22 protein-coding genes are annotated in these 24,330 nt (G+C 47.1%); 17 read left to right on the plus strand and 5 right to left on the minus strand.

What is annotated here, in order from left to right:
* The first annotated feature begins 44 nt into the window (after nucleotides 1-44).
* The 8 genes from K360_RS0103940 to fusA all read left to right on the plus strand — a co-directional run bounded on the left by K360_RS0103940 (nucleotide 45) and on the right by fusA (nucleotide 10,871).
* Complete coding sequence (locus tag K360_RS0103940) at nucleotides 45-818, plus strand: type III pantothenate kinase (protein ID WP_024821889.1); 774 nt, start codon at nucleotides 45-47, stop codon at nucleotides 816-818.
* Nucleotides 790-1,836 (plus strand): tRNA dihydrouridine synthase, encoded by a 1,047-nt coding sequence (locus tag K360_RS0103945; RefSeq protein ID WP_024821890.1) that lies wholly within the window; start codon nucleotides 790-792, stop codon nucleotides 1,834-1,836. The genes K360_RS0103940 and K360_RS0103945 overlap by 29 nt, the downstream gene beginning before the upstream one ends.
* A complete protein-coding gene (gene lysS, locus K360_RS0103950) occupies nucleotides 1,821-3,341 on the plus strand; it encodes a lysine--tRNA ligase (RefSeq protein ID WP_024821891.1) in 1,521 nt (506 codons plus the stop codon). Before K360_RS0103945 ends, lysS begins: the two co-directional genes overlap by 16 nt.
* Before the next feature lie 14 nt (nucleotides 3,342-3,355).
* Nucleotides 3,356-5,377, plus strand: coding sequence for an NAD-dependent DNA ligase LigA (gene ligA / locus K360_RS0103955; RefSeq protein WP_024821892.1), 2,022 nt, complete (start codon nucleotides 3,356-3,358; stop codon nucleotides 5,375-5,377).
* Nucleotides 5,378-5,385: 8 nt separating this feature from the next.
* Entirely contained in the window at nucleotides 5,386-5,682 is a 297-nt protein-coding gene (gene gatC / locus K360_RS0103960) for an Asp-tRNA(Asn)/Glu-tRNA(Gln) amidotransferase subunit GatC (RefSeq protein WP_024821893.1), read from the plus strand.
* Between the two features lies 1 nt (nucleotide 5,683).
* On the plus strand, nucleotides 5,684-7,153 hold the full coding sequence (gatA, locus tag K360_RS0103965; protein WP_024821894.1) for an Asp-tRNA(Asn)/Glu-tRNA(Gln) amidotransferase subunit GatA: 1,470 nt from the start codon (nucleotides 5,684-5,686) through the stop codon (nucleotides 7,151-7,153).
* Nucleotides 7,153-8,625, plus strand: a complete 1,473-nt coding sequence (gatB, locus tag K360_RS0103970) for an Asp-tRNA(Asn)/Glu-tRNA(Gln) amidotransferase subunit GatB (protein ID WP_024821895.1) — start codon at nucleotides 7,153-7,155, stop codon at nucleotides 8,623-8,625. Before gatA ends, gatB begins: the two co-directional genes overlap by 1 nt.
* Before the next feature lie 164 nt (nucleotides 8,626-8,789).
* Nucleotides 8,790-10,871, plus strand: a complete 2,082-nt coding sequence (gene fusA / locus K360_RS0103975; RefSeq protein WP_024821896.1) for an elongation factor G — start codon at nucleotides 8,790-8,792, stop codon at nucleotides 10,869-10,871.
* Between the two features lie 109 nt (nucleotides 10,872-10,980).
* On the opposite strand, the gene K360_RS0103980 is transcribed toward fusA, so the two are convergent.
* Genes K360_RS0103980 through K360_RS0103990 form a run of 3 tightly spaced genes read right to left on the minus strand, consistent with a single transcriptional unit; the run spans nucleotide 10,981 to nucleotide 13,482 of the window.
* Complete coding sequence (locus K360_RS0103980) at nucleotides 10,981-11,196, minus strand: hypothetical protein (RefSeq protein ID WP_024821897.1); 216 nt, start codon at nucleotides 11,194-11,196, stop codon at nucleotides 10,981-10,983.
* 30 nt (nucleotides 11,197-11,226) lie between these two features.
* On the minus strand, nucleotides 11,227-12,645 hold the full coding sequence (gene gltA, locus K360_RS0103985) for an NADPH-dependent glutamate synthase (protein WP_156923336.1): 1,419 nt from the start codon (nucleotides 12,643-12,645) through the stop codon (nucleotides 11,227-11,229).
* Between the two features lie 3 nt (nucleotides 12,646-12,648).
* Nucleotides 12,649-13,482 carry a sulfide/dihydroorotate dehydrogenase-like FAD/NAD-binding protein gene (locus K360_RS0103990; protein ID WP_024821899.1) on the minus strand — a complete coding sequence of 278 codons (834 nt, stop codon included), beginning with the start codon at nucleotides 13,480-13,482 and terminating at the stop codon, nucleotides 12,649-12,651.
* Nucleotides 13,483-13,756: 274 nt separating this feature from the next.
* On the opposite strand from K360_RS0103990, the gene K360_RS0103995 reads away from it, so the two are divergent.
* From K360_RS0103995 to K360_RS0104010, 4 genes are all read left to right on the plus strand, one after another.
* A complete protein-coding gene (locus tag K360_RS0103995) occupies nucleotides 13,757-13,993 on the plus strand; it encodes a glutaredoxin domain-containing protein (protein WP_024821900.1) in 237 nt (78 codons plus the stop codon).
* A gap of 108 nt (nucleotides 13,994-14,101) precedes the next feature.
* Entirely contained in the window at nucleotides 14,102-15,502 is a 1,401-nt protein-coding gene (locus K360_RS0104000; RefSeq protein ID WP_024821901.1) for a glucose-6-phosphate isomerase, read from the plus strand.
* 135 nt (nucleotides 15,503-15,637) lie between these two features.
* Nucleotides 15,638-16,378, plus strand: a complete 741-nt coding sequence (locus tag K360_RS0104005) for an ABC transporter ATP-binding protein (RefSeq protein WP_024821902.1) — start codon at nucleotides 15,638-15,640, stop codon at nucleotides 16,376-16,378.
* On the plus strand, nucleotides 16,365-17,312 hold the full coding sequence (locus K360_RS0104010; protein ID WP_024821903.1) for a SufB/SufD family protein: 948 nt from the start codon (nucleotides 16,365-16,367) through the stop codon (nucleotides 17,310-17,312). The genes K360_RS0104005 and K360_RS0104010 overlap by 14 nt, the downstream gene beginning before the upstream one ends.
* A 203-nt stretch (nucleotides 17,313-17,515) precedes the next feature.
* On the opposite strand, the gene K360_RS0104015 is transcribed toward K360_RS0104010, so the two are convergent.
* On the minus strand, nucleotides 17,516-18,277 hold the full coding sequence (locus K360_RS0104015; protein ID WP_024821904.1) for a tRNA 2-thiocytidine biosynthesis TtcA family protein: 762 nt from the start codon (nucleotides 18,275-18,277) through the stop codon (nucleotides 17,516-17,518).
* Nucleotides 18,278-18,433: 156 nt separating this feature from the next.
* Between K360_RS0104015 and K360_RS0104020 the strand changes: the two genes are divergently transcribed.
* The gene (locus K360_RS0104020) at nucleotides 18,434-19,126 is read left to right on the plus strand and encodes a response regulator (protein WP_024821905.1); all 693 of its coding nucleotides are present in this window, start codon (nucleotides 18,434-18,436) and stop codon (nucleotides 19,124-19,126) included.
* Nucleotides 19,127-19,248: 122 nt separating this feature from the next.
* On the opposite strand, the gene fliD is transcribed toward K360_RS0104020, so the two are convergent.
* Nucleotides 19,249-21,288, minus strand: coding sequence for a flagellar filament capping protein FliD (fliD, locus tag K360_RS0104025; protein ID WP_024821906.1), 2,040 nt, complete (start codon nucleotides 21,286-21,288; stop codon nucleotides 19,249-19,251).
* Nucleotides 21,289-21,439: 151 nt separating this feature from the next.
* On the opposite strand from fliD, the gene K360_RS0104030 reads away from it, so the two are divergent.
* Genes K360_RS0104030 through K360_RS0104045 form a run of 4 tightly spaced genes read left to right on the plus strand, consistent with a single transcriptional unit; the run spans nucleotide 21,440 to nucleotide 24,329 of the window.
* Nucleotides 21,440-22,015, plus strand: a complete 576-nt coding sequence (locus K360_RS0104030; RefSeq protein WP_024821907.1) for a D-sedoheptulose-7-phosphate isomerase — start codon at nucleotides 21,440-21,442, stop codon at nucleotides 22,013-22,015.
* Nucleotides 22,005-22,739, plus strand: coding sequence for a nucleotidyltransferase family protein (locus K360_RS0104035; RefSeq protein WP_034326254.1), 735 nt, complete (start codon nucleotides 22,005-22,007; stop codon nucleotides 22,737-22,739). The genes K360_RS0104030 and K360_RS0104035 overlap by 11 nt, the downstream gene beginning before the upstream one ends.
* A gap of 14 nt (nucleotides 22,740-22,753) precedes the next feature.
* Nucleotides 22,754-23,719 (plus strand): GDP-mannose 4,6-dehydratase, encoded by a 966-nt coding sequence (locus K360_RS0104040; RefSeq protein WP_024821909.1) that lies wholly within the window; start codon nucleotides 22,754-22,756, stop codon nucleotides 23,717-23,719.
* A 16-nt stretch (nucleotides 23,720-23,735) separates the two neighbouring features.
* Nucleotides 23,736-24,329: a hypothetical protein gene (locus K360_RS0104045; protein WP_024821910.1), complete on the plus strand. Its 594-nt coding sequence runs from the start codon at nucleotides 23,736-23,738 to the stop codon at nucleotides 24,327-24,329.
* Nucleotide 24,330 lies beyond the last annotated feature (1 nt).

Raw genomic sequence — 24,330 nt, forward strand, 5'->3', positions numbered from 1 at the left:
GAAAAAACCGAGAGACACATAGATATTTGGGAGGAGGCAGTGGCATGCTGTTAGTCCTGGATGTAGGAAATACCACAACGGTAGTGGGTATATATAAAGGGGAGGAGCTTTTGGCTCACTGGCGGCTTATTTCAGAACGTCATACCTCTGATGAGATAGGCATTTATCTCCTTAACTTGCTGAACATAGCTGGAATTAAACCAGAGAATATAAAAGGAGCTATATTATCGAGCGTTGTTCCAGCTTTGGATGTGGCCATACGAGAGGGAATTTATAATTATTTTCATTTAGATTGTGTCAAGGTCTCTTCAAAATTAGATCTCGGCATGGAAGTTCGTTATGGAGCGCCTCTGGAAGTAGGTGCCGACCGTCTTGTGAATGCGGTGGCAGGAAAGGCTCGTTATGGAGCGCCCTTGATTGTGGTGGATTTCGGTACGGCCATTACTCTTGATGTTTTGTCGAAAGATGGCGCCTATCTTGGCGGAACAATTTCACCGGGGCTTATTTCCGGAATGGAGGCTCTCTTTGGCCGTACTGCGAAACTGCCCCAAGTATCTCTCGAAGCGCCTTCTTGTGTTATTGGGAACAATACGATGGAATCTATTCAGTCGGGGATCATTTATGGGAATGCCGGACTTGTCGATTTCTTAGCCCGCAAGATATGGGAGGCGTTGGGTGAGACGTGTCTCGTAGTTGCTACTGGAGGCCATTCAGAAGCTATAGGAAAAATATCAGAAGTGATAGGGAAAGTTGATCCGTGGCTTACTTTGGAAGGATTGCGTATTATATATGAAAGAAACGTGCCAAGTAAAGAATAAAACCTTTGGAGGACTACGAACTATAGGAGGAATTCCCCTGGATTCTCCTCTTATTTTGGCCCCTCTAGCTGGCGTAACAATTCCGCCGCTCAGGCTCTTTTTTAAAAAAATTGGAGCCGCGGCTGTCCATACAGAAATGGTGAGTTGTTCCGGACTGATACGGGAGAATGAGAAGACGTCTCGTATGCTCTCTATTTGTCCTGGCGAGCAGCCCACAATCTTACAGCTTTTTGCAGGGGATGTGGAAACGTTAGTTCGAGGAGCAGAGAAGGCCCTTCATAATGCTCCAGACCGCTTCGCAGCCCTAGGCATTAATATGGCATGCCCTATGCCGAAAGTGTTGAAAAAAGGGGCGGGTTCCCGATTACTTGAGTTCCCCGACAAGGCTGTATCCATGGTGGAGGAACTGAAAAAAATGGGCCTGCCAGTGTGGGTAAAAATAAGAATATGTCCCGAGTTTTTACCATATTCGACATCTTATTTTTGTGAGGAACTTCTTCGTGCAGGTGCTGATAATATATGTCTCCATGGTCGGACTCCTGCACAGCGATATTCTGGAACGGCAAATAGAGAAAAAATAGCTGAAATAGCCCATTCTTTCCCCGGGTATATAAGCGCGAGTGGAGATGTTTTTTCGGTAGAAGACGTAGAAAAGTATCTCGAAGCAGGGTGTGTTACGGTTTTTATTGCCCGAGGAGCACTGAAAGATCCCTTTATCTTCCCTCAAACACTGGCAGCTTTGGGCTTTTCGGTGGATAATAGATTGTTATGTCCCTCCATTGATTTAAAAATATCCATGATGGTTGAATTGGGGGATCATATTGCAGAAGAGACCAGTCCAAGACTGGCTGAAATATTAGTAAAGCGGCTTCTCTCAGGTATGTTTAAAGGAACCCCAGGAATAGCTGAATTCCGACGGGAGAGCGCCGGCATTCATGGCTGGAAGGAAATGAAACAACTGATGGGCAGCTGCGGGCACTATCTTGAAAGGAGAGAAGTAATGTGTCGGCCAATGTAGATACGAAGACAGATCAGACAGCTCTTCCCGAAGAGGAAATATTCCGTCAGCGGAAAGACAAACTTGAAAGGTTAAAAGAGGAAGAAGGATATAATCCGTACCTCGTCGAGCGGTGGAATCGAGAGGATATTTTAAGTGCGGTACGTAAACGTTTTGACCATTTGGAGATAGACCAGAGTGACGAAGAAGTACGTCTCAAGGTAGCTGGTCGAATTATGACTTTGCGCAAGCATGGGAAGGCCATGTTTGCCAATCTGCAAGATGAAACGGATACGATGCAGCTTTATTTCCAGCTTAATGCAATGGGAGAGGAATCCTACGAGTTTGCTAAGAAATGGGTAGATAGCGGAGATTTTGTAGGAATCGTAGGGTATCCCTTTAGAACTCGTCGCGGAGAATTGACCTTATTGGTTACAAAATGTACGCTGCTCTCTAAATCCCTTCGCCCGCTTCCGGAAAAATGGCATGGGCTTAAAGATACGGAGGTTCGCTACCGTCAGCGCTACCTTGACCTTATGGTGAACCCAGATGTGCGGGAAAACTTCAGGAAACGATCAGCGATTATTGCCTCTATAAGAAAAACGTTGACAGATCATGAAACCCTTGAAGTGGAAACGCCCATCCTCTCTCTCTTGGCTGGGGGTGCGAATGCTCGTCCCTTTAAAACCTTCCATAACGCTTTAGGAGTGGAAATGTACCTGAGGATAGCTACGGAGCTTTTCTTAAAGCGGTTAATTGTGGGTATGTATGGCCGAGTTTTTGAAATTGGTAAAAATTTCAGGAACGAAGGAATCGACACAATGCACAACCCCGAATTCACCGCTATGGAAGTGTATTGGGCCTATGCCGATTATAATGACATGATGGATCTTACGGAAGAAATTATTCACAATGCCGCTCTTGCCGTAGGAGATATGACAGTGAATTATCAGGGCGTAGAATTGGATTTCGGCAAGCCTTTCCGAAGGGCTACAATGCTTGATTTAGTGAAGGAATATGCTGGCGTGGACTTTAATACTATTACGAACGATGAAGACGCACGGCGGATAGGGACTGCCCATGGAGTAGAGTTGAAGGGGACGGAGAGCCGTTTTGGGGTCTTGAACGAAATGTTCGAGACTTTTGTTGAAGACAAACTGATTCAACCTACTTTTGTTATAGGGCATCCTACTGAAATTTCCCCATTGGCGAAGCGCGATCCCGAGAACCCTGATTACACTCATCGTTTTGAACTTTTCATCTGTGGGTCTGAAGTAGCCAATGCCTTCAGTGAGCTCAACGATCCTATAGACCAACGGGAGCGATTCCTCGATCAGCTGCGGAAGAAGGAAGCGGGGGACGAAGAAGCTCACGTCTTTGACGAAGATTTTATTAATGCAATAGAATATGGTTTGCCTCCCACTGGCGGCCTTGGGATTGGTATCGACAGACTTGTTATGTTCCTGACGGATTCCAAGTCTATAAGGGATGTCATTCTTTTCCCCACCATGCGCCCGAAAGCATAAAGGAGGCTCTTTTGGTGGATCGTGAAGAAGCGAGGAAACGAATAGAAGCCCTTCGTGACGAACTTAATCATCACGCATATCTTTATTATGTACTTGACAGCCCTGTTGTTGAAGACGATGTGTATGACAGCCTCATTAAAGAGCTGGTCCATCTAGAAGAGCTGTTTCCAGAGTTCGACGATCCAGACTCTCCTACACACAGAGTGGGAGGGGCTGCTCTTGACCGGTTTGAAAAAGTAGTTCATGAATCTCCACTTTTAAGTCTCGATAACGCGCTATCGAAAGAGGAGCTATGGCCTTTCTTTGATCGAGTTTCTGAAGCGCTGGGGCTTGCCGGTCTGGAGTATATTTGTGAACTTAAGATAGACGGTCTTGCCGTTTCTCTTCTTTACGAAGATGGAGTTTTTGTTCGAGGGGCAACTCGTGGAGATGGCCGGATTGGCGAAGATGTAACGGCTAATTTGCGGACAATTCGCTCTCTCCCCCTTAAATTACGAGAAGCAATTCCCGGGCGTCTGGAAGTCCGTGGCGAGGTGTTAATGACGAGGGAACAGTTTGCTGCTTTGAACGAGGAGCGAGAGGAGGCGGAGGAGCCTCTTTTTGCCAACCCCAGAAATGCTGCGGCTGGAAGTTTGAGGCAGCTGGATCCTTCTGTTACGGCGTCACGAAAACTCTCGATTTTTCTTTACCACCTCATTGATCCAGAAGCCTACGGCCTTGAGAACCAGTCACAAATTTTAGGGTGGCTGCTCCGCTTAGGTTTTCCCGTACAGAAGGCCTGGTGTGTGTGTAAAGATCGAAAAGATGTAGATGGCTTCATAGAAAAGTGGCGAGAAAATCGTTTCCATCTTCCTTATGCTACCGACGGAGTGGTGGTAAAGGTCAATCAGGTGGGTCTTTGGAAGGATTTAGGCACAACGGCGAAAGCTCCTCGATGGGCCGTTGCCTTTAAATATCCGCCAGAAGAAAAAGTGAGTCGTATCTTGGAAATCGAGGTATCAGTGGGGCGAACAGGGACTCTTACTCCTGTCGCCCATCTGGAACCTGTACATTTGGCAGGGAGCATAGTCAAGCGAGCGAGTCTTCATAATGAAGATGAGATACGGCGAAAAGATGTTCGAGTTGGCGATAGGGTACGGGTTCGTAAGGCAGGAGAGATAATACCTGAAGTTGTTAGCGTAGTTTTAGAGGATAGGGACGGTTCAGAGAAAGTTTTTAACATGCCTGAAACCTGTCCAGCCTGCGGTTCTCCTGTGGTGCGGATCCCCGGCGAGGTGGCCCTGCGATGTCCGAACCGAGCGTCTTGTCCTGCCCAGCTCCGGGAAGGCATAGCTCATTTTGCGTCGAGAGCTGCTATGGACATTCGAGGGCTTGGAACGAAATTGATAGCGCAGCTTGTGGAACGGCAGATGGTCCGAAATATGGCCGATTTATTTGCTCTCCGCCGCGACGATCTCCTGACGTTAAATCGCATGGGAAACAAGTCGGTAGAAAATTTGCTTCAGGCTATTGAAAAATCTAAAAGCCGATCATTGTCGCAGGTTATGACGGCCCTTGGCATTCGCCTTGTAGGACAGAAAGTAGCCGATATTTTGGCGAATAACTTTAGAAGTATTGAGAAACTCAGAAATACGCCGGAAGAGGAGCTTTCCACTATCGATGGGGTAGGTCCTAAGATAGCTGCGTCTATCCGGGCTTTTTTTCATGACAAGGCTAACGAAGAGATGCTCCGTCACCTTGAAGAAGCGGGCGTCACTATGGCTGTTGCGGAAGAGGTAGAGGAGGGCCCTGTCCCTTTTGAAGGGAAGCGTTTTGTCTTTACAGGTGAACTTCAGTCCATGACGAGAGACAATGCCGAAGGTATTGTTAAAAAACTTGGCGGAGATTTTTCTTCGAGTGTCAGTCGAAAAACTTCTATAGTTGTGGCAGGGCCAGGGGCAGGCAGCAAGCTCCAAAAAGCGCGGGAACTTGGGGTTACGGTAATTGATGAAGATGAGTTTTTGAAGATGATACACCCATACGTGGGTGATAAATAGGAGGATTGATGATGGCTGTCGAGGCAGAAGATATCAGGCATGTAGCTGCGCTCGCCCGATTGGAGATCAGCGAAGAAGAGGTTAAAGCCATGCATCAGCATTTTGAAAAAATTATGGCTTACTTCAATCGACTTAGCGAACTGGATCTTCAGGGTATAGATGCATTTGCCTTAAAGGTAGATGAAGAGATTCCCTGGAGAGAAGATGTAGAGATAGACAGCTCCGTGAGAGAAGAGGCTCTTAACGAAGCTCCTTATCGTCATGGAGACTTTTTCAGAGTCCCCCGGATAGTAGAGGAGGAGTAAGATGGAACTCTATGAACTTTCAGCTGCTCGAATTGCTTCAGGTATTTCGTCGGGCGATTTTTCTGCCAGCGACGTCTTTGAAGCGTGTCTGAACCGGGCGCGGTCTCTGGAGACTCACATATCTGCTCTTTTGACGGTCACGGAAGAAGAGGGACGATGTAAGGCAAAAGAAATAGATGAGGCACGGGCTGCGGGGAAAGAACTGGCTCCTTTGGCAGGGGTTCCCTTCGTTTTGAAAGACAATATGTGTACTCGAGGTATTCCTACCACTTGTGCCAGCAAGATTCTTGGCCAGTGGAAGCCCCCCTATAATGCAGCTGTTTTTGACTTTCTGAACGAGGCGGGAGCCGTGCTTTTGGGGAAAGCAAATCTCGATGAATTTGCCATGGGAGGCACAACAGAAAACTCTATTTACGGCCCAACATCTAATCCGTGGGATTACGAGAGAGTTCCAGGAGGAAGCTCTGGGGGAAGTGCCGCGGCTGTGGCGGCTGGGTATGTGCCTTTTGCCCTGGGAAGCGATACAGGAGGGTCTATTCGTCAGCCTGCCTCTTTTTGCGGAGTATATGGGTTTAAACCTACCTACGGCCTTGTAAGCCGATGGGGGCTCATAGCGTTTGCTTCCTCCCTTGACCAGATCGGCCCCTTTACGCGAACAGCGGAAGATATAGCTCTTATTCTCAATACCATAGGAAAGAGCGACGAAAGAGATTCCACCTGTAGCCGACGCCCTCGGCCAGACTACACGGGCGCTCTTTGCGCAGAGTCATTAGCTGGTAAAAAAATAGGCGTGGTTAAAGAGCTTGAAGGATATGCATTGCATCCGGACATTCGCGCGACCTTCGATACAACTTTGGCTTTCTGCAAAGAATCAGGGGCGGAGATAGTGGAAATATCCCTCCCCACTACGATCGGGTATGGGCTTGCCTGCTACTATATTTTAGCGCCGGCTGAAGCCAGTTCCAACTTAGCGAGATTTGACGGCGTCCGCTACGGTCTTTCTACAGAGGCTGACTCTCTTATCGACCTCTACATGAAAACAAGGGCTGAAGGCTTTGGCCCTGAAGTAAAACGCCGGATTCTTGTAGGCACGTATGTCTTAAGTTCGGGATATTATGATGCCTACTATCTTGTGGCTCAGAAGGTTCGCCAGCTGATTACCCAGGAATTTAAGTCGGCATTTGGCAGTGTGGACACTGTCTTGTTGCCAACAGCACCGACCTCTGCTTTCAAGAAGGGCTCCTTTGAAGATGACCCAATCCAAATGTACCTTACAGATGTCTTTACGTTGCCAGTGAACTTGGCAGGTCTTCCAGCTCTTTCCCTCAATGGAGGGTATACGTCGGAAGGTCTTCCCATAGGCATGCAGTTCATAGCTCCGCGATGGGCGGAAGAGAGCCTTCTGTCTATTGCATCTGTTCATGAAAAAACCTTTGGTGCGGCTCCTATTGCCAAGGGAGGTGCTCGTTAATGTCTAAACTAACTTTTACCCCGGTTATCGGTCTTGAAATTCACGTGCAGCTCGCTACGAAGACAAAAATATTCTGCTCTTGCTCTACGGATTATATTGGGGCGGTTCCTAACACGAATGTATGCCCAGCTTGTCTTGGGTTGCCTGGTTCTCTTCCCTCCTTGAACGGGAAAGCTGTGGAATATGGAGTAAGGGCTGGTCTGGCCTTAAATTGCACAATACGGGAAGCCACGCGGTTCCATCGTAAAAACTATTTTTATGCAGACCTACCTAAAGCCTATCAGATTAGCCAGTACGACCTTCCCATAGCGGAGAAGGGGTATGTTGAGATAACGACTGAGGAAGGCGGCCCTCATAAGATACGGATCACACGTCTCCATCTGGAGGAAGACGCCGGAAAGCTTGTGCATGAAGCTACAGACGGCCGACTGGCTGGAGCCGATCAGTCTTTCGTGGACTATAACAGGGGAGGCGTTCCTCTAGCGGAAATAGTTTCTGAACCAGATCTTCGTTCGGCAGCAGAGGCTAAAGAGTATGTATCAAGACTCAGACAACTTGTGAGATATCTTGAAGTGTCTGATGGCGATATGGAGAAGGGCTCGTTGCGGGTAGACGCCAACATATCGGTGAAGTGTTCCGACGGTCGTTGGGGCGATAGAGCCGAGGTAAAGAACCTCAACTCCCTGCGGGCTTTGGAACGGGCCTTGGAATATGAATTTAAACGTCAAAGCCAGCTTTTGGCTGAAGGGAAGACTATTGTTCAGGAGACCCGCCATTGGAACGACGTAGATGGAGTGACAATGGCGACGAGAAGCAAGGAAGAGGCTCATGATTATCGCTATTTCCCTGAGCCTGACTTGCCACCTCTCATTCTTCCCAAAGGTTTTGTGGAGAAGATCAAGAGCACATTGCCCGAGCTTCCATGGGAAAAAGTGGAGCGGTTCAAAAAAGAATATGAGCTTTCGGATGTTGACGCTATGATTCTTTCAGAACATGTGGCCCTTGCCGACTTCTATGAAGCCTGTGTTCGTGCTGGAGCGACTCCTGCCCGAGCAGCGAATTGGGTCAGGACAGAAGTGCTTAGAATTTTGAACGACAAGAAAATAGAGCTTGCTGATTTCCCTGTAGCTCCTGAAATTTTAGCGAAGATTATCGCTAAAGTTGATGATAATAAAATTTCTACAACGGCAGCTCGAGAAGTTCTCGACACGATGGTGGACCGGCGTCTCTCTTTGGAGAAGGCGATGGAGGCCTGTGGTGTTCAGGAAGGCGGCATAACAGGGGCTCAGCTTGAAGAGATGGTTCAATCTGTGTTGGATAACAATAGTGATGTGGTGGAAGTTATCCGAAGCGGAGAGGACAAAAAGGGCAAGAAAAAGAAGTTTCTCCAAGGGCTTGTTATGAAAGAAGCTCGAGGGCAGGCGGATCCGAAGGATGTTGTTTCGGCTCTTGAGAAATTGCTTGGAATATAGCGTTGTGTTTGGGCAGGGTATGTGTTCCCTGCCCTTTGTTTTATTGACTATCGAATCGGCTATGCGTAAGATAAGACAGTATCATTTCAAGACTATAAAACAGCCTGAATGCTGGCCATTGAACGCTGTGGCAGTAGGGGGCATATTTGAGGAGGTAGTAGGGTATGGGAACGCGCAAACCTGAAGACATCAGAAGTATTGCCATTGTAGCTCACGGTGGAGCCGGCAAGACGTCCTTGGTGGAGGCTATGCTCTTTTCCAACGGCGATATCTCCCGAATGGGGACCATCGAAGGCGGCAACACCGTTGCAGATTTTGGTGCAGAAGAGCAGAAACGGCAGATTTCTATCAACACCGCTCTGGTAACCTTGGATCGTAAGAACAAGAGACTCTATCTTCTCGACACACCAGGTTTCGCTGACTTTATAGGCGAGATGCGTTCCGCTATGCGAGTATCTGACGCGGCATTAACAGTCGTAAGCGGTCTCCATGGTGTAGAAGTGCAGACTGGAAAGGCCTTTGAGTTTGCAGAAGATTTTGAGATCCCTGTAGTTTTCTTTGTAAGTAAGCTCGATCGTGAAAATTCTGATTTTTCTAGAACTGTAGCGGATATAAAAGAACAGTTGAGCGAAAAAGCAGCTCCTTTTTTTCTCCCAGTGGGAGAAGAGCTTTCTTTCAATGGTCTTGTAGATATACTGAAGCAGAAAGCGTACCTTTATAAAAATGACGGTTCAGGTTCTTTCTCTGAAAGTGATGTTCCCTCAGAGATGGCTGACGAAGTGGCTTCTTTGAGAGAGTCTCTTGTAGAGTCGATTGTGGAAGCCGACGACGAACTCATGATGAAGTATCTGGAAGGGGAAGAAATATCCAGCGATGAACTTATGGCTGCTGCAAGAAAGGCAATACGAGAACGGCACATTTTCCCCATCCTCCCTGGCTCTGGAACGGCCAATATCGGTGCTCACCAGCTCCTTGATTTTCTAGCGGATATGCTTCCCTCCCCCCTCGAGTCTCATCACAGAAAGGCTATGGTAGGGGAAGAAGAAGTAGAAATACAGGCAAGTCTGGATACGCCCTTTTCAGGACTTTGCTTTAAAGTAATGGTAGACCCTTATGTCGGTAAGCTCTCGTATATCAGAGTTTTTTCAGGCCACTTGGCCAGCGATGGAATTCTTTATGACGTGAATAGAGATGAAGAAGAGCGCATCAGCTCTTTTAAATTCATGAAGGGGAAAGATGGAACAGACGAAAAAGAAATTATTGTGGGTGATATTGTAGCCATTCCGAAACTTCATAGCACCCAAGTTGGCGACACAGTAAGCGTAAAAAGCCAGAATATCCAGTTCCCCCCCATTAATTTCCCTAAACCTGTTTATAGCGTTGCAGTGTTGGCCAAGAGCCGCGCTGATGAGGATAAACTTTCCAACGCCCTTCATAAAATTCTTGAGGAAGATCCAGTCCTTACCTTCGAAAAGAACCCGGAAACTGGCGATAACGTTTTGTCGGGTATGGGCGACATGCATATAGATATTGTTCTTTCTCGCATACGTGAGCGTTACGGAGTTGAACTCGAAACGAAAACGCCCCAGGTTCCTTATAGAGAGACAATACGGAAAAAAGCTGAAGCTCAGGGGAAATATAAAAAGCAGACTGGCGGCCGTGGGCAGTATGGAGACGTCCATATTCGTTACTTGCCCCTAGAGAGAGGAGCCGGGTTTGTTTTTGAAGATAAAATTGTAGGCGGTGCTGTGCCCAAAGGGTATATCCCCGCAGTGGAGAAGGGGCTTAGAGAAGCTCTGTCGAAAGGTCCTTTAGCGGGATTCCCCACGGTAGATTTTCAGGCCGAGCTTTTCTTTGGTTCCTATCACGAAGTGGATAGCTCTGAAATGGCCTTTAAAATTGCAGCATCCATGTCTTTCAAGAAAGGAATTCTTGAAGCGAACCCAGTACTTCTTGAACCCATTATGGTTGTGGAAGTTATAGTTCCCGAAGAGTACCTTGGTGATGTTATGGGCGACCTTAACAGTCGTCGCGGCCGAATATTAGGTATAGACAGCCACGGACGCTTGCAGGTCGTGAGAGCCCAGGTTCCTCTTGCGGAGATGTTTAAATACGCTATTGTCCTTCGCTCCATGACATCTGGTCGAGGAACATTCTCTATGGAGTACGACCATTATGAGGAAGTTCCGGGGGATGTTGCGAAAAAGGTTATTGCTGAGCACAAGCAGGAAGAGGAAGAAGAATAATAAGAAGCATAGAATATGGAATGTAGAAATAAACCAGAAGGGGCCTCAACGAGGCCCCTTCTGGTTTATGTACATTAATAAATGTGCGGAGGTATGCCAAGACACAGAGCTAACGGTTCTTCTGATCTTCCGAGAAGAACTTCCACATAGTCGCCTCTGCTTTTTCAGGGCTAAGAACACCTTCTGACATGACATGTTTCCATGCCCGTTCAGTTAAGGAACCAATATAGCGATCAAAATCGGCGTTCAGGCGCTTTGCTGCTATTTCTAAAGTTTCTTTACGAAACATTTCCCATTTAGCCGCTTTTCTCTCGTCTATAGACATCTTAGCGTCCCTCCTTTGTATATGCTGACGTTACTTTTTTTCTCCTGCTTTTTTTGTGGAAATATATTCGTCGATGGCTACAGCCGCTTTCTTTCCTGCGCCCATGGCCAATATGACGGTTGCGGCTCCGGTAACAATATCTCCACCAGCAAAAACCCAGTCTGGGTCTGCTTGCCCTGTCTCTTCATCGGCTTCAATGTATCCCTTCTTATTGAGCTTCAGTTCAGGGAAAGCGTTGAGCAAGACTTTATTGGGGCCTTGTCCAATAGCTTCAATAATAGTATCGGCCTCAAGGGTAAACTCACTGCCGGCAACGGGCTGAGGACGGCGACGGCCAGAAGCGTCAGGTTCGCCAAGTTCCATGCGGATACACTTGACTCCCACCAGGTTGCCCTTGTCGTCTCCTACGTACTCTACAGGGTTTGTAAGCCAGTTGAATACGACGCCTTCCTCTACGGCGTGATGGTACTCTTCAATACGGGCAGGAAGCTCTTCAAGAGAGCGGCGATAAACCACCTGCACGTTCTTCGCGCCGAGACGAAGAGCGGAACGGGCAGCATCCATAGCCACGTTTCCGCCACCTACGACAACCACTTTCTCTGACTCTTTCACAGGGGTGTCGTATTTAGGAAATTCATATCCATGCATTAAATTGATTCGGGTCAAGTACTCACTGGCAGAATACACGCCATTCAAGCTTGTTCCAGCAATTCCCATGAAATGAGGAGTTCCTGCTCCGGATGCAATGTACATGGCATCGTAATTATCACGAATTTCTTCAATGGTAACGCTCCGTCCTACGACGGTATTCGTCTGAATCTCTACGCCTAAAGCCTTAATGTTCTCAATCTCACGGCGTACGATAGCTTTAGGAAGACGGAACTCAGGAATGCCATACATGAGAACTCCGCCTGCGGCATGCAATGCCTCAAAAACAGTTACTTTATATCCCATTTTTGCCAAATCGCCAGCAACTGTCAAACTGGAAGGGCCAGAACCTACAACCGCCACTTTCCCTTTCGTCTGAGGTACGACCTTAGGTGGCTCTTTGCTGCCATGCTCAGCTTTCCAGTCGGCTATAAAACGCTCCATTTTACCGATAGAGACAGGATCATATCCCTTTATTTTCCCTACAGTGCAAACGCCTTCACACTGCTTTTCCTGAGGGCAGACACGTCCGCACACTGCAGGAAGGTTTGTGTACTGGGTAATAATCTCATACGATTCTTCCAGATTTTTTTCTCTAATAGCTTTAAGGAAAGCTGGGATATTAATGGAGACTGGGCACCCTTTAATACACGGAGCATTCTTGCACTGAAGGCACCGAGAGCTTTCTGCTACAGCCTCTTCAATGCTATAACCTATAACAACATCATTAAAATTCTTAATCCGTTCCTCTGGTGATTGCTCGGGAACGGGCAGTCTTTTAGGAGCAATATTCAACGCCATTTCCTATTCACCCATTTCAGCCTGAAATTTTTCCAAAGACATTTTTTCCTCGTCTTTGTACTGTCGCAGACGGTTCATGAACTCGTTCCAGTTCACGCCCCAACCATCGAACTCTGGCCCGTCGACACAGGCAAATCGGATCTGGTCGTTGATTGTTACTCTGCAGCCACCGCACATACCAGTTCCATCGATCATGATGGGGTTGAGTGAGACGAAAATGGGAATGTTCAATTCTTTCGCTTTGAAAGAAGCGAATTTCATCATGATAGAAGGACCAACGGCCCAAGCCTGGTCGATCTTCTCGCCACGCTCTGACAAGAGAGCCATGGCATCAGTAACCACACCCTTCATTCCTGCAGAGCCATCATCGGTAGTGATAATGAGTTCATCAGAGACTTGCTCGCACTCTTCCTTCATGATTACAAGGTCTTTATTCCGTCCGCCAAGGATGGTAATAACCTTGTTTCCCGCTTCCTTCAAAGCGCGGATAATGGGGAAGAGAGCCGCAATTCCTACTCCGCCACCAATGCCAAGCACTGTTCCATAATGCTTGATCTCGCTAGGAGTGCCCAGAGGTCCGAGAATATCAGAGAGAGAATCTCCCTCGTTCAATTCGGCAAACTCTGCTGTCGTCTTCCCTACAATCTGGAAGATCATCCTGATGAGCCCTTTCTCTCTGTCAAAATCAGCTACTGTGAGAGGAATCCGCTCACCTTTTGGGTTCGTTCTAATAATAACGAACTGTCCGGGCTGGACATGTCGCGCTACCCTTGGAGCCTCGACCCATACGTCGAACTCCTTCGGTACGACAAGCTTTTTGGAGACTATTTTGTACACTTTGTTTCCTCCTCGTTGTATCGAAGATGTACTGGGGGTAAATTTATTTGGGGTTGTGTTATCCACTCTCATCTCGATACCTTATATGTTATATTTATTTTGTCAATATAAATTATGCCACGAATCCTTCCTACTATACCTCAAGTTTTTTGCTATTTTGCACAAGGAAAAACATTACCCCCTACTTTATCCAAATGCAAGAATTGACGAATCAGGGGGAGGGATGTAATATACCTATAGAGGGTATATCCTTCAAGAAAAGGAGGAAAACAAAATGATTAAAGTATATTCCACTCCCACATGCCCCTGGTGCACAAAAGCCAAAGAATATCTTACTTCAAAAGGGATGATTTTTGAAGTAATTGATGTCTCCCAAAATAGGGAGGCGGCTATGGATATGGTACGAAAGACTGGCCAGATGGGAGTTCCAGTGGTGCAGTTTGATGAGAAGTATATTGTGGGGTTTGACCGACAGGCTATCGACGAAGAAATTGAAAAACTAAAGGCATAGCTTGCATTTCTTCAACTCTCCCATATCTGTCTTTTATACTTTCCCATAGCTTTGAGGTGAGAAAGAGTATAAAATTCTTACAGAGTTCAGATATAGGGAGGTCATAAAATGAAACCCTTGCTTCAGCTCCATTTAGGAGCTGCTCTAGGTTCCCATCTTGTTTCGGGAGGAGCAACGTTTCAGGAACTTCAGAACCTTTCGTCTCGCCTTAGACAGGCGGCTCAACAGATAAAGGAGCGATCTCGTGACGGTTTGCAGGGCACGGGATGGCTCCTTTTACCTTACTCTGATCCTACAGAGGTAATGAAAGTGGGAAGATCCCTCGCTTCTTTTGATGCGTTGATACAGATAGGGATTGGCGGATCAGCGTTAGGGAATCAAATGCTTCATTCTGCTCTTTTGCCCCCGTATTGGAACGAAATTTGTCATGAAAAAGGGAGGCCTCGTTTCTATATTTCCGATAATGTAGATTCTCTTGAGAACATGACTATGTGGAAGTGTGTGGATCCTAAACGTACTGCTTTGATTGTAGCAAGCAAGTCGGGCTCTACTGCTGAGACTATGGCAAACTTCCTCTTTTCCTGGGAACGTTTGGAAAGGGCTGTGGGAAAAGAAGAAGCAGCCAGGCAGACAGTAGTGATTACCGATCTGAAAGAGAGTCTGCTGAAGGATTTTGCTCTGGAGCAAGGCTGTCTTACGTTAGAGCTTCCTTCCACTGTTGGAGGCCGTTACTCTGTTCTTTCCCCGGTGGGGTTGCTTTCTGCCGCTGCTCTTGGAATAGATGTGCCAGCCCTTCTTTGCGGGGCCCGCGAAATGGCGCAGTCTCTCGTCGATCTGGAGGGAATGGAACAGAATCCAGCCTGGGTTTTTGCGGGACTCACTTGGCTTCATTATCTCAGAGGAAGGAATATGATTGCTTTTATTCCATATCTTGACGGACTCGCCATGTTCAGTGACTGGTTCGCTCAACTTTGGGGGGAGAGCCTGGGGAAGGCAGGAAGAGGGTCTACCCCCATTAAGGCTCTTGGAACTATCGATCAACATTCCCAGCTTCAGTTATACACGGAAGGGCCAGATGACAAATTATATGTATTAGTACATGTGAAGCATGTGGATGAGGATATTACAATTCCTCTCTCTAAAGATAAAAGCCTGTCTTCTCTTTCATATCTTTTCAATCAGTCAATGAATCGGCTACGGGATGTAGAGCAGCTCTCCACAGCTTCCGCCCTCATTAAGGCAGGGCGTCCGGTTCTTTGGGTGGAGATACCGAAACTTGATGCGAAGCATCTTGGAGGGCTTATCTATTTCTTCGAGTTTGCCACAGCTCTTACTGGCGGGGTGATGGATGTAAATCCTTTCGATCAGCCAGGAGTAGAGCAAGGGAAACATTATACATACGGTTTGATGGAGAGGCCAGGCTATCAGTCTTTCGCAGAAGAAGCCCGCGGTTTTTCCGCATTGCTTTCTCAACGTACGATCGCCATCCCATCGCAGGAAAAGTGTTAGAATACAGGGCAGATTAGAGACTATATAAAACATAAAAACTTAACCCCGGCTGGATGGGAATCCTGGTGGGCTTGCAGACTGTAGATTATGTAAAAGGAAGAATAAGTAAAGCTGAATAGAAGGGATTGGGGAAGTATGGATACGTCTCTCCTGAACGTACATTCCATAACAGTTCGTCGGGGAAATGCGACGATACTGAGGGATTTAAGCCTCCGCGTAGAGGCTGGAGAAGTGACAGGTGTATTAGGTCGAAATGGAGCAGGGAAGTCGACCCTCGCCTATGCGCTGATGGGGGTGCCAGACTATATTCCGGCTAAAGGGACTATTTTTTTCCAGGGCCAGGATATTACCCAGTGGGCTATTACCGAGCGTGCCAGAGCAGGTATAACGTTGGCGTGGCAGCTCCCAGCAAGATATGAGGGTATTACAATTCGAGACTATCTTCGCACGGGAGCAAAAAGTTGTTCAGAACGAGATCTGGAAGAAGCCATGTCTTTTATTCAAATGAATTCTTCTTTTCTGGATCGCTGTATAGATAAGAGCCTTTCAGGGGGGGAGCGGAAACGCATAGAACTTGCCTCCATTTATTTAATGAAACCTCAACTGGCTATTTTGGATGAACCGGATTCAGGGGTGGATTTGCTCGCTTTGCGGGAGGTTATGGGGCTTTTGCGTCTCTTGGCAGATGGTGGAAGTGGCGTAATGGTGATTACCCACCGGGAAGATGTGGCGGCAGGTTGTGACCGATCATACCTTATGTGCGATGGCCGAATTATATTGGAAGGCAGTGCCTCAGCTGTAAAACGCTATTTTATGTCTCAGTGCCGCCCTTGTGACGGATGTGAAGAGCAGGTGATTCGCCGTGGCAAAGATTAGCGAAGAGTTTCAAGAGATCCTTTCTATTGCTGCCCAATCTCCCAACCATGGCTATTTCAACCATCGCAAAGGAGCGTATGCCTTTATTCAAGCGAATAAAGTTGTTGACTATCATGAAATAGAAGGAGTCCATATTGAGGCTTACGAAACAGACGATGGAGTAAAGGCCTTTATTGAGATAGAAGAAGGGACGCAGGTGAAAGAGCCTGTTCATCTCTGTTTTGGCGATGTCCGCAAAGATGGGCGGCAGGTTATCGTAAGTCATATTGTAGTAGGCCGCGGGGCGAAGGTGGAGTTTTTAGCTCACTGTGTGTTCCCTCATGCAGAAAAATTCCTTCACGCCATGGAAGGCCTTGTGGAGGTAGGGGAGGGAGCGGATGTTGCTTATAGAGAGCTCCATTTTCACGGACCGAAGAGCCAGATGGACGTTCGGCCTGTAACGAAAGTGACAGTTCAGAATGGCGGCCGGTACGTAAATGATTTTACGTTAGTAGAAGGGCAGATCGGTACCCTTGATATTAAGATCGATATAGATGCTGTTGGAGAGGGGAGCCATGTAGAGCTTACCTCAAAGGTCTATGGGAAACATGATGATCAAGTTAAAATTCAGGATGTTGTAAAATTGTCTGGACAGAATAGTTCGGCGCTTATTAAGACTCGTACCGTTTTGAAGGATCACAGTAGAGGGAGTTTCCTTGGCATGATTGATGGGGCGGCTTCAGGTGCGAAAGGCCATGTTGATTGCACGGAAGTGATTCAAGGTCACGCTGTGGCCGATGCTTCTCCTGTGGTGCGAGCATCTCACCCGGAAGCGGAAGTGACCCATGAGGCAGCTATAGGTCGAATTGCCGACGATAAAATAGTCGGACTTATGGCGAAAGGGCTTTCGGCGGACGAAGCTATAGACATGATTGTCTCTGGTTTGTTGAAGTAGAGACACCCGATTAAAAAAATAATAGATGAGGGAGAAGCTTCGTATGTGAGCTCCTCCCTTTTCTTTGTCTTCTTGGCGACTCGTACTCAGCCTTCCCCTATTCTCCATTTTGTAAGCGTGGCACAAAATTACGGACCAAGTGTTTCGCTATCTGCCTTCCCCTTTTGCTCCAACTCACCTCAACAGGTCTCGGGGGGGCTCTATCAGTCTTCCTCTTTTTCCTTTTGCCATATGTCGGAAGAACGTATTGAGGAGAGGGCGTGAAGAATATTGACTTTGATCCACGGAGCTTCTTTCTCAAGCTCCCCAATGAGAGAGCGGGTGCGGCTTCTCTGAGTATCTAGAGAAAAAGGACAAACTTCTTGAACGACAGGCAGATTGAGTCGCACCGCTTCACTGCGCAACTCTTCCTCACCTACGTAGATGAGGGGCCTGATGACCCAGACGTTTGTTCGACTTTGCCAGAAGCGAGGTTGAAAACATTTGAATCGGCCAGTTTGAAATAAGTTCATAAGCACAGTCTCTGCCACATCGTCAAGATTGTGCCCTAAAGCCAGAACGTTATATCCTTTATCTTGAGCTACGGAACTGATAATTCCTCGTCTAAGGTTTGCACAAAAACTGCAGGGAGATTTTTCGTCCCTGTTTTTTATTATTTCCGATATAGGGTAGAGAGTGATAAAATGATCTACTTCTAAAGAGTGGCAAAAGTTGGTTAGAGGCTTGGTGTCTAAATGTCCCCCGGAAATATCTACTGTGCAAGCGGCGAGGTCGAAATGGCGAGGTGATCGTTTCCTGAACAACGCGAGGGCTGTGAGCAACATGAGACTGTCTTTTCCTCCAGAGAGTCCCACCATTATTTTATCCCCATCGTTGATCATGGAGTAATCCCCTAGCGCTTTGCCGATTCTTTTCCTGATAGTCGGTTGTATTTTTAGTTCTTTATCCTTTATTCCTTGAATCATCTGTAAATTTGTGCCTCTCTTTATAAAATAAGTTATAATTAGGGCTGAAGTCCCAACTGTATGGAAGATAGAAGTACGGTATAGTTTTGCGAAAACAACTAAACTATACCATAGCTATGGTGAAATGATTTTAAAAGAGTACGTGGAGGTGGAGCTATGGATCCGATACGCCTGGTTATCGCGGATGACCATCGACTCTTTCGAGATGGCGTCAAAAAGTTGTTAGAGCTGGAGTCGGATATAGAGGTGATCGGTGAAGCTGGAGATGGGGAAGAGGCGCTGAAGGTGGTCCGAGACAGGGAGCCAGATGTGCTTCTCTTCGACATTAATATGCCCAAAATCGATGGGATTCAGCTCGTGAGGGAGCTGAACAGTTATCCCCATAATATTAAGTACGTGGCTGTGAGCGCTTACGATGATGAAGATAGCCTGTCGGCTCTTTCTTCAGCTGGAGTTTTGGGATTTGTTTTGAAAGCGTCTGGGCGAGTAGAACTTTTGTCGGCTATCCGATCGGCCAACAGAAACCAGCCTTACGTAGATCCTCGCGTTGCAGGAAAGCTGCTCACTTCTTTCTCACGGCGTAAAGAGGAGAACGACCAGCTTTATGAACTGACACCCCGAGAAAAAGAGATATTATACTGGCTGTCTCAAGGGTTGAGTAATGCTGAAGTGGCTTCTAAGATGGTGCTTTCAGAAAAAACAGTGAAGAACCATGTAAGTCACGTTCTTAAGAAACTAGACTTACGGGACCGCACGCAAGCGGCTATTCTTGCGTGGAGAATTGGGTTTGCCCAGCTGCAACCGGAATCATTACGCCAAATCATTGGTGGCAGTATAGGAGAAAAATAAAAAAATTCATAAAAAGGAGAGGCTTTTTGTTCAGCGCCCCAAAAGCTGGACATGGAATCCAGCATGTAGAGGTGCGCTTCATTTGCCTCTCCTTTGTCCTTTTTGCTTTTTATCCTATTCCTTTATTTGTTGTTTTGTTGCATCCCAAGCTGAGAAGAGATCCCAGATATCCACGAAAGCTGCTGTTGAAGCTGAGCCAGCCTTTTTTCAGCATCAGTGTATTGTTTGTAAATGCGCTTCTGCCTAACGGCGAGCTGTTTATCGAAGTTTGAGATGCGTTTGTCAAGAGAAGAGATCTGATCTTCCCAGAACTTGATTTGGCTCGGGATTCTTCCCTTAGGTTTCGATGTCCCCCCTACGGCGACTGTGGAGGAGCTGACACATCCTTCCATAGTGGCGTCTAATCGCTTCATGACGGTGGTCATGAAGGTCTGAACTGCCTCAGGGTCCCTTTTCATGGCTTCCATAAATTTATCTGTATTAAACTCTAACTTACCGCTTTTACCAAAGTTGGCCTTTTCTGTGGAAATACCTAACTGGGAAAGGCGGGTATAGGGATCGTTCATCCCTAAAACTCCCAACACTCCACTGAGGTCGGAGACGGACGCCTGTTTCCCGCTTCCGGCAGCGATGACAAGTCGATCCTCGCTCACCCGAGCTGTGGCCAGGGGAGGGGAGTATGGTTCTCCTTCAGAGTTATATCGTAAGTCATGAGCATTATTGATGCGGTCGGCTACGTCTTGGAGGGTATCCTCCGGCTTCACTGCAATAGCTACGCCGCGGTCTCCCACAGAGAGAGTGAAGGATGTATCGTTGGTGAGACCTTCTTCTTTAAGAGTCCCTAAAACAGCCTGACTGCCTGTCCTCTTTGTAAAGGGAATGAGGGCCGGGTTTCCTAAATCGTAGCGCAATTGACTTTTAATTTGCCAAAGGGTGGAGTCTCCATGGAGCTTTCCCCATTTGCGCTCAAAATCAGACTTAGGATTTTTAACAAGCTCCTCGGAGAGGCGGATATTAATCCAGTCCATAATTTCATTATAGGCTTTGACGAACTCTTGAGTTGACGTAACGGCTTTTTCCGCATCAAGAGATATGTCCATGGTCACTTTACCAGGCCCGTTGATAGAGAGGGTTACCCCTTCAAGAACGTCATTCACAGTATTGCTCGAACGGGTAATCTTCATCCCATCCACTATGAATTCGGCATCCTGAGCGGCAATATAGTGGTCGACATCATTGGCATTAAGTCCAAGTACATTCAAAACCTGGGCGCTATCTCCCTGATCAAGTGTGTAGACGTTAGCGTTAACTGTATACGATACCTTGTATTTTGACCCTTCTGCCGGTTTATTCCCGCCATCAATCCACGTTATTTTGTTACTTCCTTGCTCCACTGTGAAATCTGTACCTTCCACATAGGTCGTTTCACCTTGAGCCACAACAAGCTTGCCGTTGGCAGGGGCCTGTTTATCGAAAGAAAAATCCAGAAGGTCGGGGTCCCCGTCAGCCCCTCGTGTGATTGTGGATGAAAAAGTTTTCTCACCCAACCCCGTTTCGGGGCTCTCCAGGATAATCCTGTTATCTACAATACGAGCCGTTATCCCCAAAGCTTCTCCTTTGGGCTGTCCATCTGCATCTAGTGTTATATCTGTAGCCTTGTTAATTTTATCCACTACTTTTTGGAGGGAATCCGAGGATGAGACATCTATTTGGGCTCGTTTCCCTCCAATAGAAATATAAAAGGTCTCGTCTGCTGTAAGTCCGGCATCAGCCATGGTCCCTTTAATTTGAGAGCTGAATCGAGTCTCCCGCGTCGCTTTTTGTAATATTTCGATCTCGTGGCGACTGATAGCTGCTTTAGACGAAACCTCTGCCGTAACAATTGCGTTACTGTTGGCCCCTCCGCTTAGAACAATAAATTCAGCCTGTTTGCTGCTGTAAGTGCTCTCAAGTTTTAGGGGGGATAACGCCGTACTTGCTTGTTTAATAGAGGCGGAGAGCTCTTTGTAGAGCCCAATTTTGAGTTCCAGTGTATCTTTTTGCTGGAGCCACACCTCTCCGGGCTTCTTCGCCTTTTCCATAACTTTATCGAGCATTGCTCCCCAATCTATACCTGTAGCAACTCCAGGCATTGTAAAGAGTGGATCGTTCGAACTAGCCATAGCGTATCCTCCTTACTCTGTATGATCCTTTATATTAATTATCGGACAAAGAGGTGAATGTCTTGATAGAATTTTTGCACCACATATTCGGGGTTTCTCCTCTCATCGTGGTAGAATAACGTTTTAAGAAGGTTTTGAAGGGGCTGGTCCCATGATTGGAGTTATACAAAAAGAGCTGCAAGAGGCTATATGCGTTAAAAAGGCGGCATTGGCTCTATCCGAAAAGGTTGAAAAAGCAGCTAATATCCTCATACAATCTCTCTCCCATGGTGGAACAATATTTCTTTGTGGCAACGGAGGATCTGCTGCTGACGCTCAACATTTAGCGGCAGAGCTGGTTGGCCGTTTTGAGAGGAACCGCAGGGCTTTGCCAGCTATGGCTTTGACGGTAGATACAAGCATTATGACGGCAGTTGCCAACGACTTTGGGTACGAGGAGATTTTTGTGAGGCAACTTGAAGGCTTGGCTGAGCCGGGAGATGTGTTAGTGGGCATCTCTACCAGCGGCCGAAGTTCCAATGTGGTAAGAGCCATGAAGTGGGGGCGTGAAAATAACCTCGAAACTATTGGAATGACTGGCGAGAAGGGTGGAGACATGGTGCCTTTTTCCTCTGTCCTGTTAGCGGCTCCTTCCCCACACACTCCCCGCATTCAGGAACTCCATATCACATGGGGACATATTCTATGCAAATTAGTAGAGGAGGCTTTATTCCCTCATGAACCATGAATTGGCTGTAATTCTGGCAGGAGGTCTCGGCACTCGTCTGCGATCTGTTGTTTCGGACTGCCCAAAGGCCCTTGCTCCTATTCAGGGTAAACCTTTTCTTCATTGGTTGCTTTCTTTCCTTTCGCGCAGAGGGATTGGTGAATGTCTTTTGCTTTTAGGCTATAAAGCCGAGCAAATTATGGAATACTGTGGAGATGGAAGGGCCTGGGGGCTCTCTATAAATTACAGCCTCGAGCCAGCACCTCTGGATAAAGGGGGGGCTTTGCGTTTCGCTCTTCCGCAGATACACCACGATGATTTCCTTTTCCTGAACGGAGATACAATTCTGGATGTGGATATTCCGTCTATGTTCTCTACAAGCCGAGAACGTGGGTCTCATGTGCTTATAGGGCTTAGAAAAGGGCCGTCTATAGAGAGGATGGATCCAGTGGAGATCGATGGGGCGGGGAAAGTATTGCGCTTTGGGGATGTTACTATTCCTGCCGATGAAAGAGGAGAATGGTTTGTGAACGGTGGAGTATATGTAGTCAAGAAACACGTGGTAGAATCTCTTCCAGAAGGGCGTCTTTCTTGGGAGAAACAGGTTTTGCCGACGCTCTTGCGAAAAAAGCAGCCAGTTCATTCTCTCCAGTCCAGAGGATATTTTATCGACATTGGAGTTCCAGAAGATTATCAGAGAGCACAAGAAGAAATTCCTCGTTTTGTAGCCTCTCTGAAGGCTTAAAGAAGGTGTTGTGAATGTCTACAAAAATTTTTATTACGGGAATTGGCGGTTTTATAGGAAGCCATCTTTCGGAATTTCTGGCACGTCAGGGCTTCGAGGTCTGGGGCTCTTATTTTCGCCCCACCAACGATATGAGCGTCCCTCGCCAGCATGCGAAAGGTCTTTTCAATATTGATCTCCGGCAACGGGATCATCTGGAAGAAGCCTTGAATATTGTTCGTCCGCACGTAATTTACCATTTGGCGGCTCAGAGCTATCCCATGGCTTCCTACAAACAACCTGAATATACAGTAGAGTCTAATATAATAGGAACTCTCAATCTCTTCGAAACAATGCTCAAGCTCGATCTTCATGAGGCGAGGGTTCTGCTCGCTTCTTCCACGGCTGCTTACGGCTTCATTGATCCATCTGAGGCGCCAGTTACGGAGGATCAGCCGTTCCGCCCAGCTCATGTGTATGGTATGTCTAAGGCTGGTCAAGATTTGTTAGGGTATACCTACTTTAAGACTCATGGCCTTGACATTATCCGGATGCGGATCGGGAATTGCGTTGGAAGGCGACGGAGGGGAGAGGTCGTTTCCGATTTTACCATGCGCCGAGCCCAGATAGATTTGGACCTTATTCCTCCGAAGTTCAGAGTGGGGAATCTTTATACGAAGCGGGCTTTCCTTGATGTGCGAGACGCGGTAGAAGGCTTTCTGGCCTTGCAGAAAAAAGGGAAAAGCGGAGAAGCGTATAATATTTCTGGCGCTGAAGCCGTTTCTATGCAGCACCTCCTTGACGTGGTGTTACAGGGTTGTGAGAAAAATGTCCACGTTGTGGAAGACCCAGAACTGGTTCGAGCTGTTGACGAGCTTATTTATTGGAATGACCTTTCCAAAATAAAGAAAGATACAGGCTGGTTTCCTTGCCGGAAGCTCGAAGAAACAGTTGTGGATATGATCGATTGGTGGAAAGGCGTTTTACCTTGCGGGCGTTAGAGGGAGGAAACAAATATTGATAATAACCATTGACGGAAAAGAACTAGAGCTGAATTTAGATGATAAAGAGCTCCTATTGAAAGAGGTACAGCAACGGCTTCTGGACAAGGGGCGGATTCTTCACTCTATTAAAGTGGACGGAGAAGAGGTTGAAGAGGACGTTTTTCTTTCCTGTCAAGGGGTGGAGACAGTTGATTTTTTAAGTACCTCCATTCGCCAATGTGTATTGGAATCTCTGGAGAGTGCAGAATCTTATTTCCCTGCCCTGTTGAATGGCATGGAACGCATCGTGGAGTTTCTCGAGGGAGAAGAAACGGATAAGGCGTTAAAGAGCCTCCAGCAGGGGATAGAGGGAATTGGGTGGTTGCTGCATACTATGCGGAACTCTCAATTCTTGCTCGGCGCTGAGGATAAAGATCTTGGAGATGGAAAGCTTAAAGAGACCTGGGCACACCTTGAGGGGGCGTTGAAAAAGGCATCTCTAGCTTTGGAGAAGGCGCAGATGCTGGAACTAGCATATATTATCCGGAATGAAGTTATACCTCTTCTTGACGGACTGTCACCGTACATAGAGGGACTTCTTTCCTTAGCTCGCAGTGCCATACAATAAT

It is taken from the genome of Aminobacterium mobile DSM 12262 (assembly GCF_000526395.1).
GTDB classification, from domain to species: Bacteria; Synergistota; Synergistia; order Synergistales; family Aminobacteriaceae; genus Aminobacterium; species Aminobacterium mobile.

Excerpts from the sequence above, each read along its gene's own strand:
- gatC (WP_024821893.1), top strand. The coding sequence starts at position 5,386 with ATGATGGCTGTCGAGGCAGAAGATATCAGGCATGTAGCTGCGCTCGCC.
- K360_RS0104035 (WP_034326254.1), top strand. The coding sequence starts at position 22,005 with ATGAACCATGAATTGGCTGTAATTCTGGCAGGAGGTCTCGGCACTCGT.
- gatB (WP_024821895.1), top strand. The coding sequence starts at position 7,153 with ATGTCTAAACTAACTTTTACCCCGGTTATCGGTCTTGAAATTCACGTG.
- K360_RS0104020 (WP_024821905.1), top strand. The coding sequence starts at position 18,434 with ATGGATCCGATACGCCTGGTTATCGCGGATGACCATCGACTCTTTCGA.
- K360_RS0103995 (WP_024821900.1), top strand. The coding sequence starts at position 13,757 with ATGATTAAAGTATATTCCACTCCCACATGCCCCTGGTGCACAAAAGCC.
- K360_RS0104015 (WP_024821904.1), bottom strand. The coding sequence starts at position 18,277 with ATGATTCAAGGAATAAAGGATAAAGAACTAAAAATACAACCGACTATC.
- K360_RS0104005 (WP_024821902.1), top strand. The coding sequence starts at position 15,638 with ATGGATACGTCTCTCCTGAACGTACATTCCATAACAGTTCGTCGGGGA.
- fusA (WP_024821896.1), top strand. The coding sequence starts at position 8,790 with ATGGGAACGCGCAAACCTGAAGACATCAGAAGTATTGCCATTGTAGCT.
- K360_RS0103945 (WP_024821890.1), top strand. The coding sequence starts at position 790 with ATGAAAGAAACGTGCCAAGTAAAGAATAAAACCTTTGGAGGACTACGA.
- gltA (WP_156923336.1), bottom strand. The coding sequence starts at position 12,645 with ATGGCGTTGAATATTGCTCCTAAAAGACTGCCCGTTCCCGAGCAATCA.
- K360_RS0103980 (WP_024821897.1), bottom strand. The coding sequence starts at position 11,196 with ATGTCTATAGACGAGAGAAAAGCGGCTAAATGGGAAATGTTTCGTAAA.
- K360_RS0104040 (WP_024821909.1), top strand. The coding sequence starts at position 22,754 with ATGTCTACAAAAATTTTTATTACGGGAATTGGCGGTTTTATAGGAAGC.
- K360_RS0104000 (WP_024821901.1), top strand. The coding sequence starts at position 14,102 with ATGAAACCCTTGCTTCAGCTCCATTTAGGAGCTGCTCTAGGTTCCCAT.
- fliD (WP_024821906.1), bottom strand. The coding sequence starts at position 21,288 with ATGGCTAGTTCGAACGATCCACTCTTTACAATGCCTGGAGTTGCTACA.
- gatA (WP_024821894.1), top strand. The coding sequence starts at position 5,684 with ATGGAACTCTATGAACTTTCAGCTGCTCGAATTGCTTCAGGTATTTCG.
- K360_RS0103940 (WP_024821889.1), top strand. The coding sequence starts at position 45 with ATGCTGTTAGTCCTGGATGTAGGAAATACCACAACGGTAGTGGGTATA.
- K360_RS0104030 (WP_024821907.1), top strand. The coding sequence starts at position 21,440 with ATGATTGGAGTTATACAAAAAGAGCTGCAAGAGGCTATATGCGTTAAA.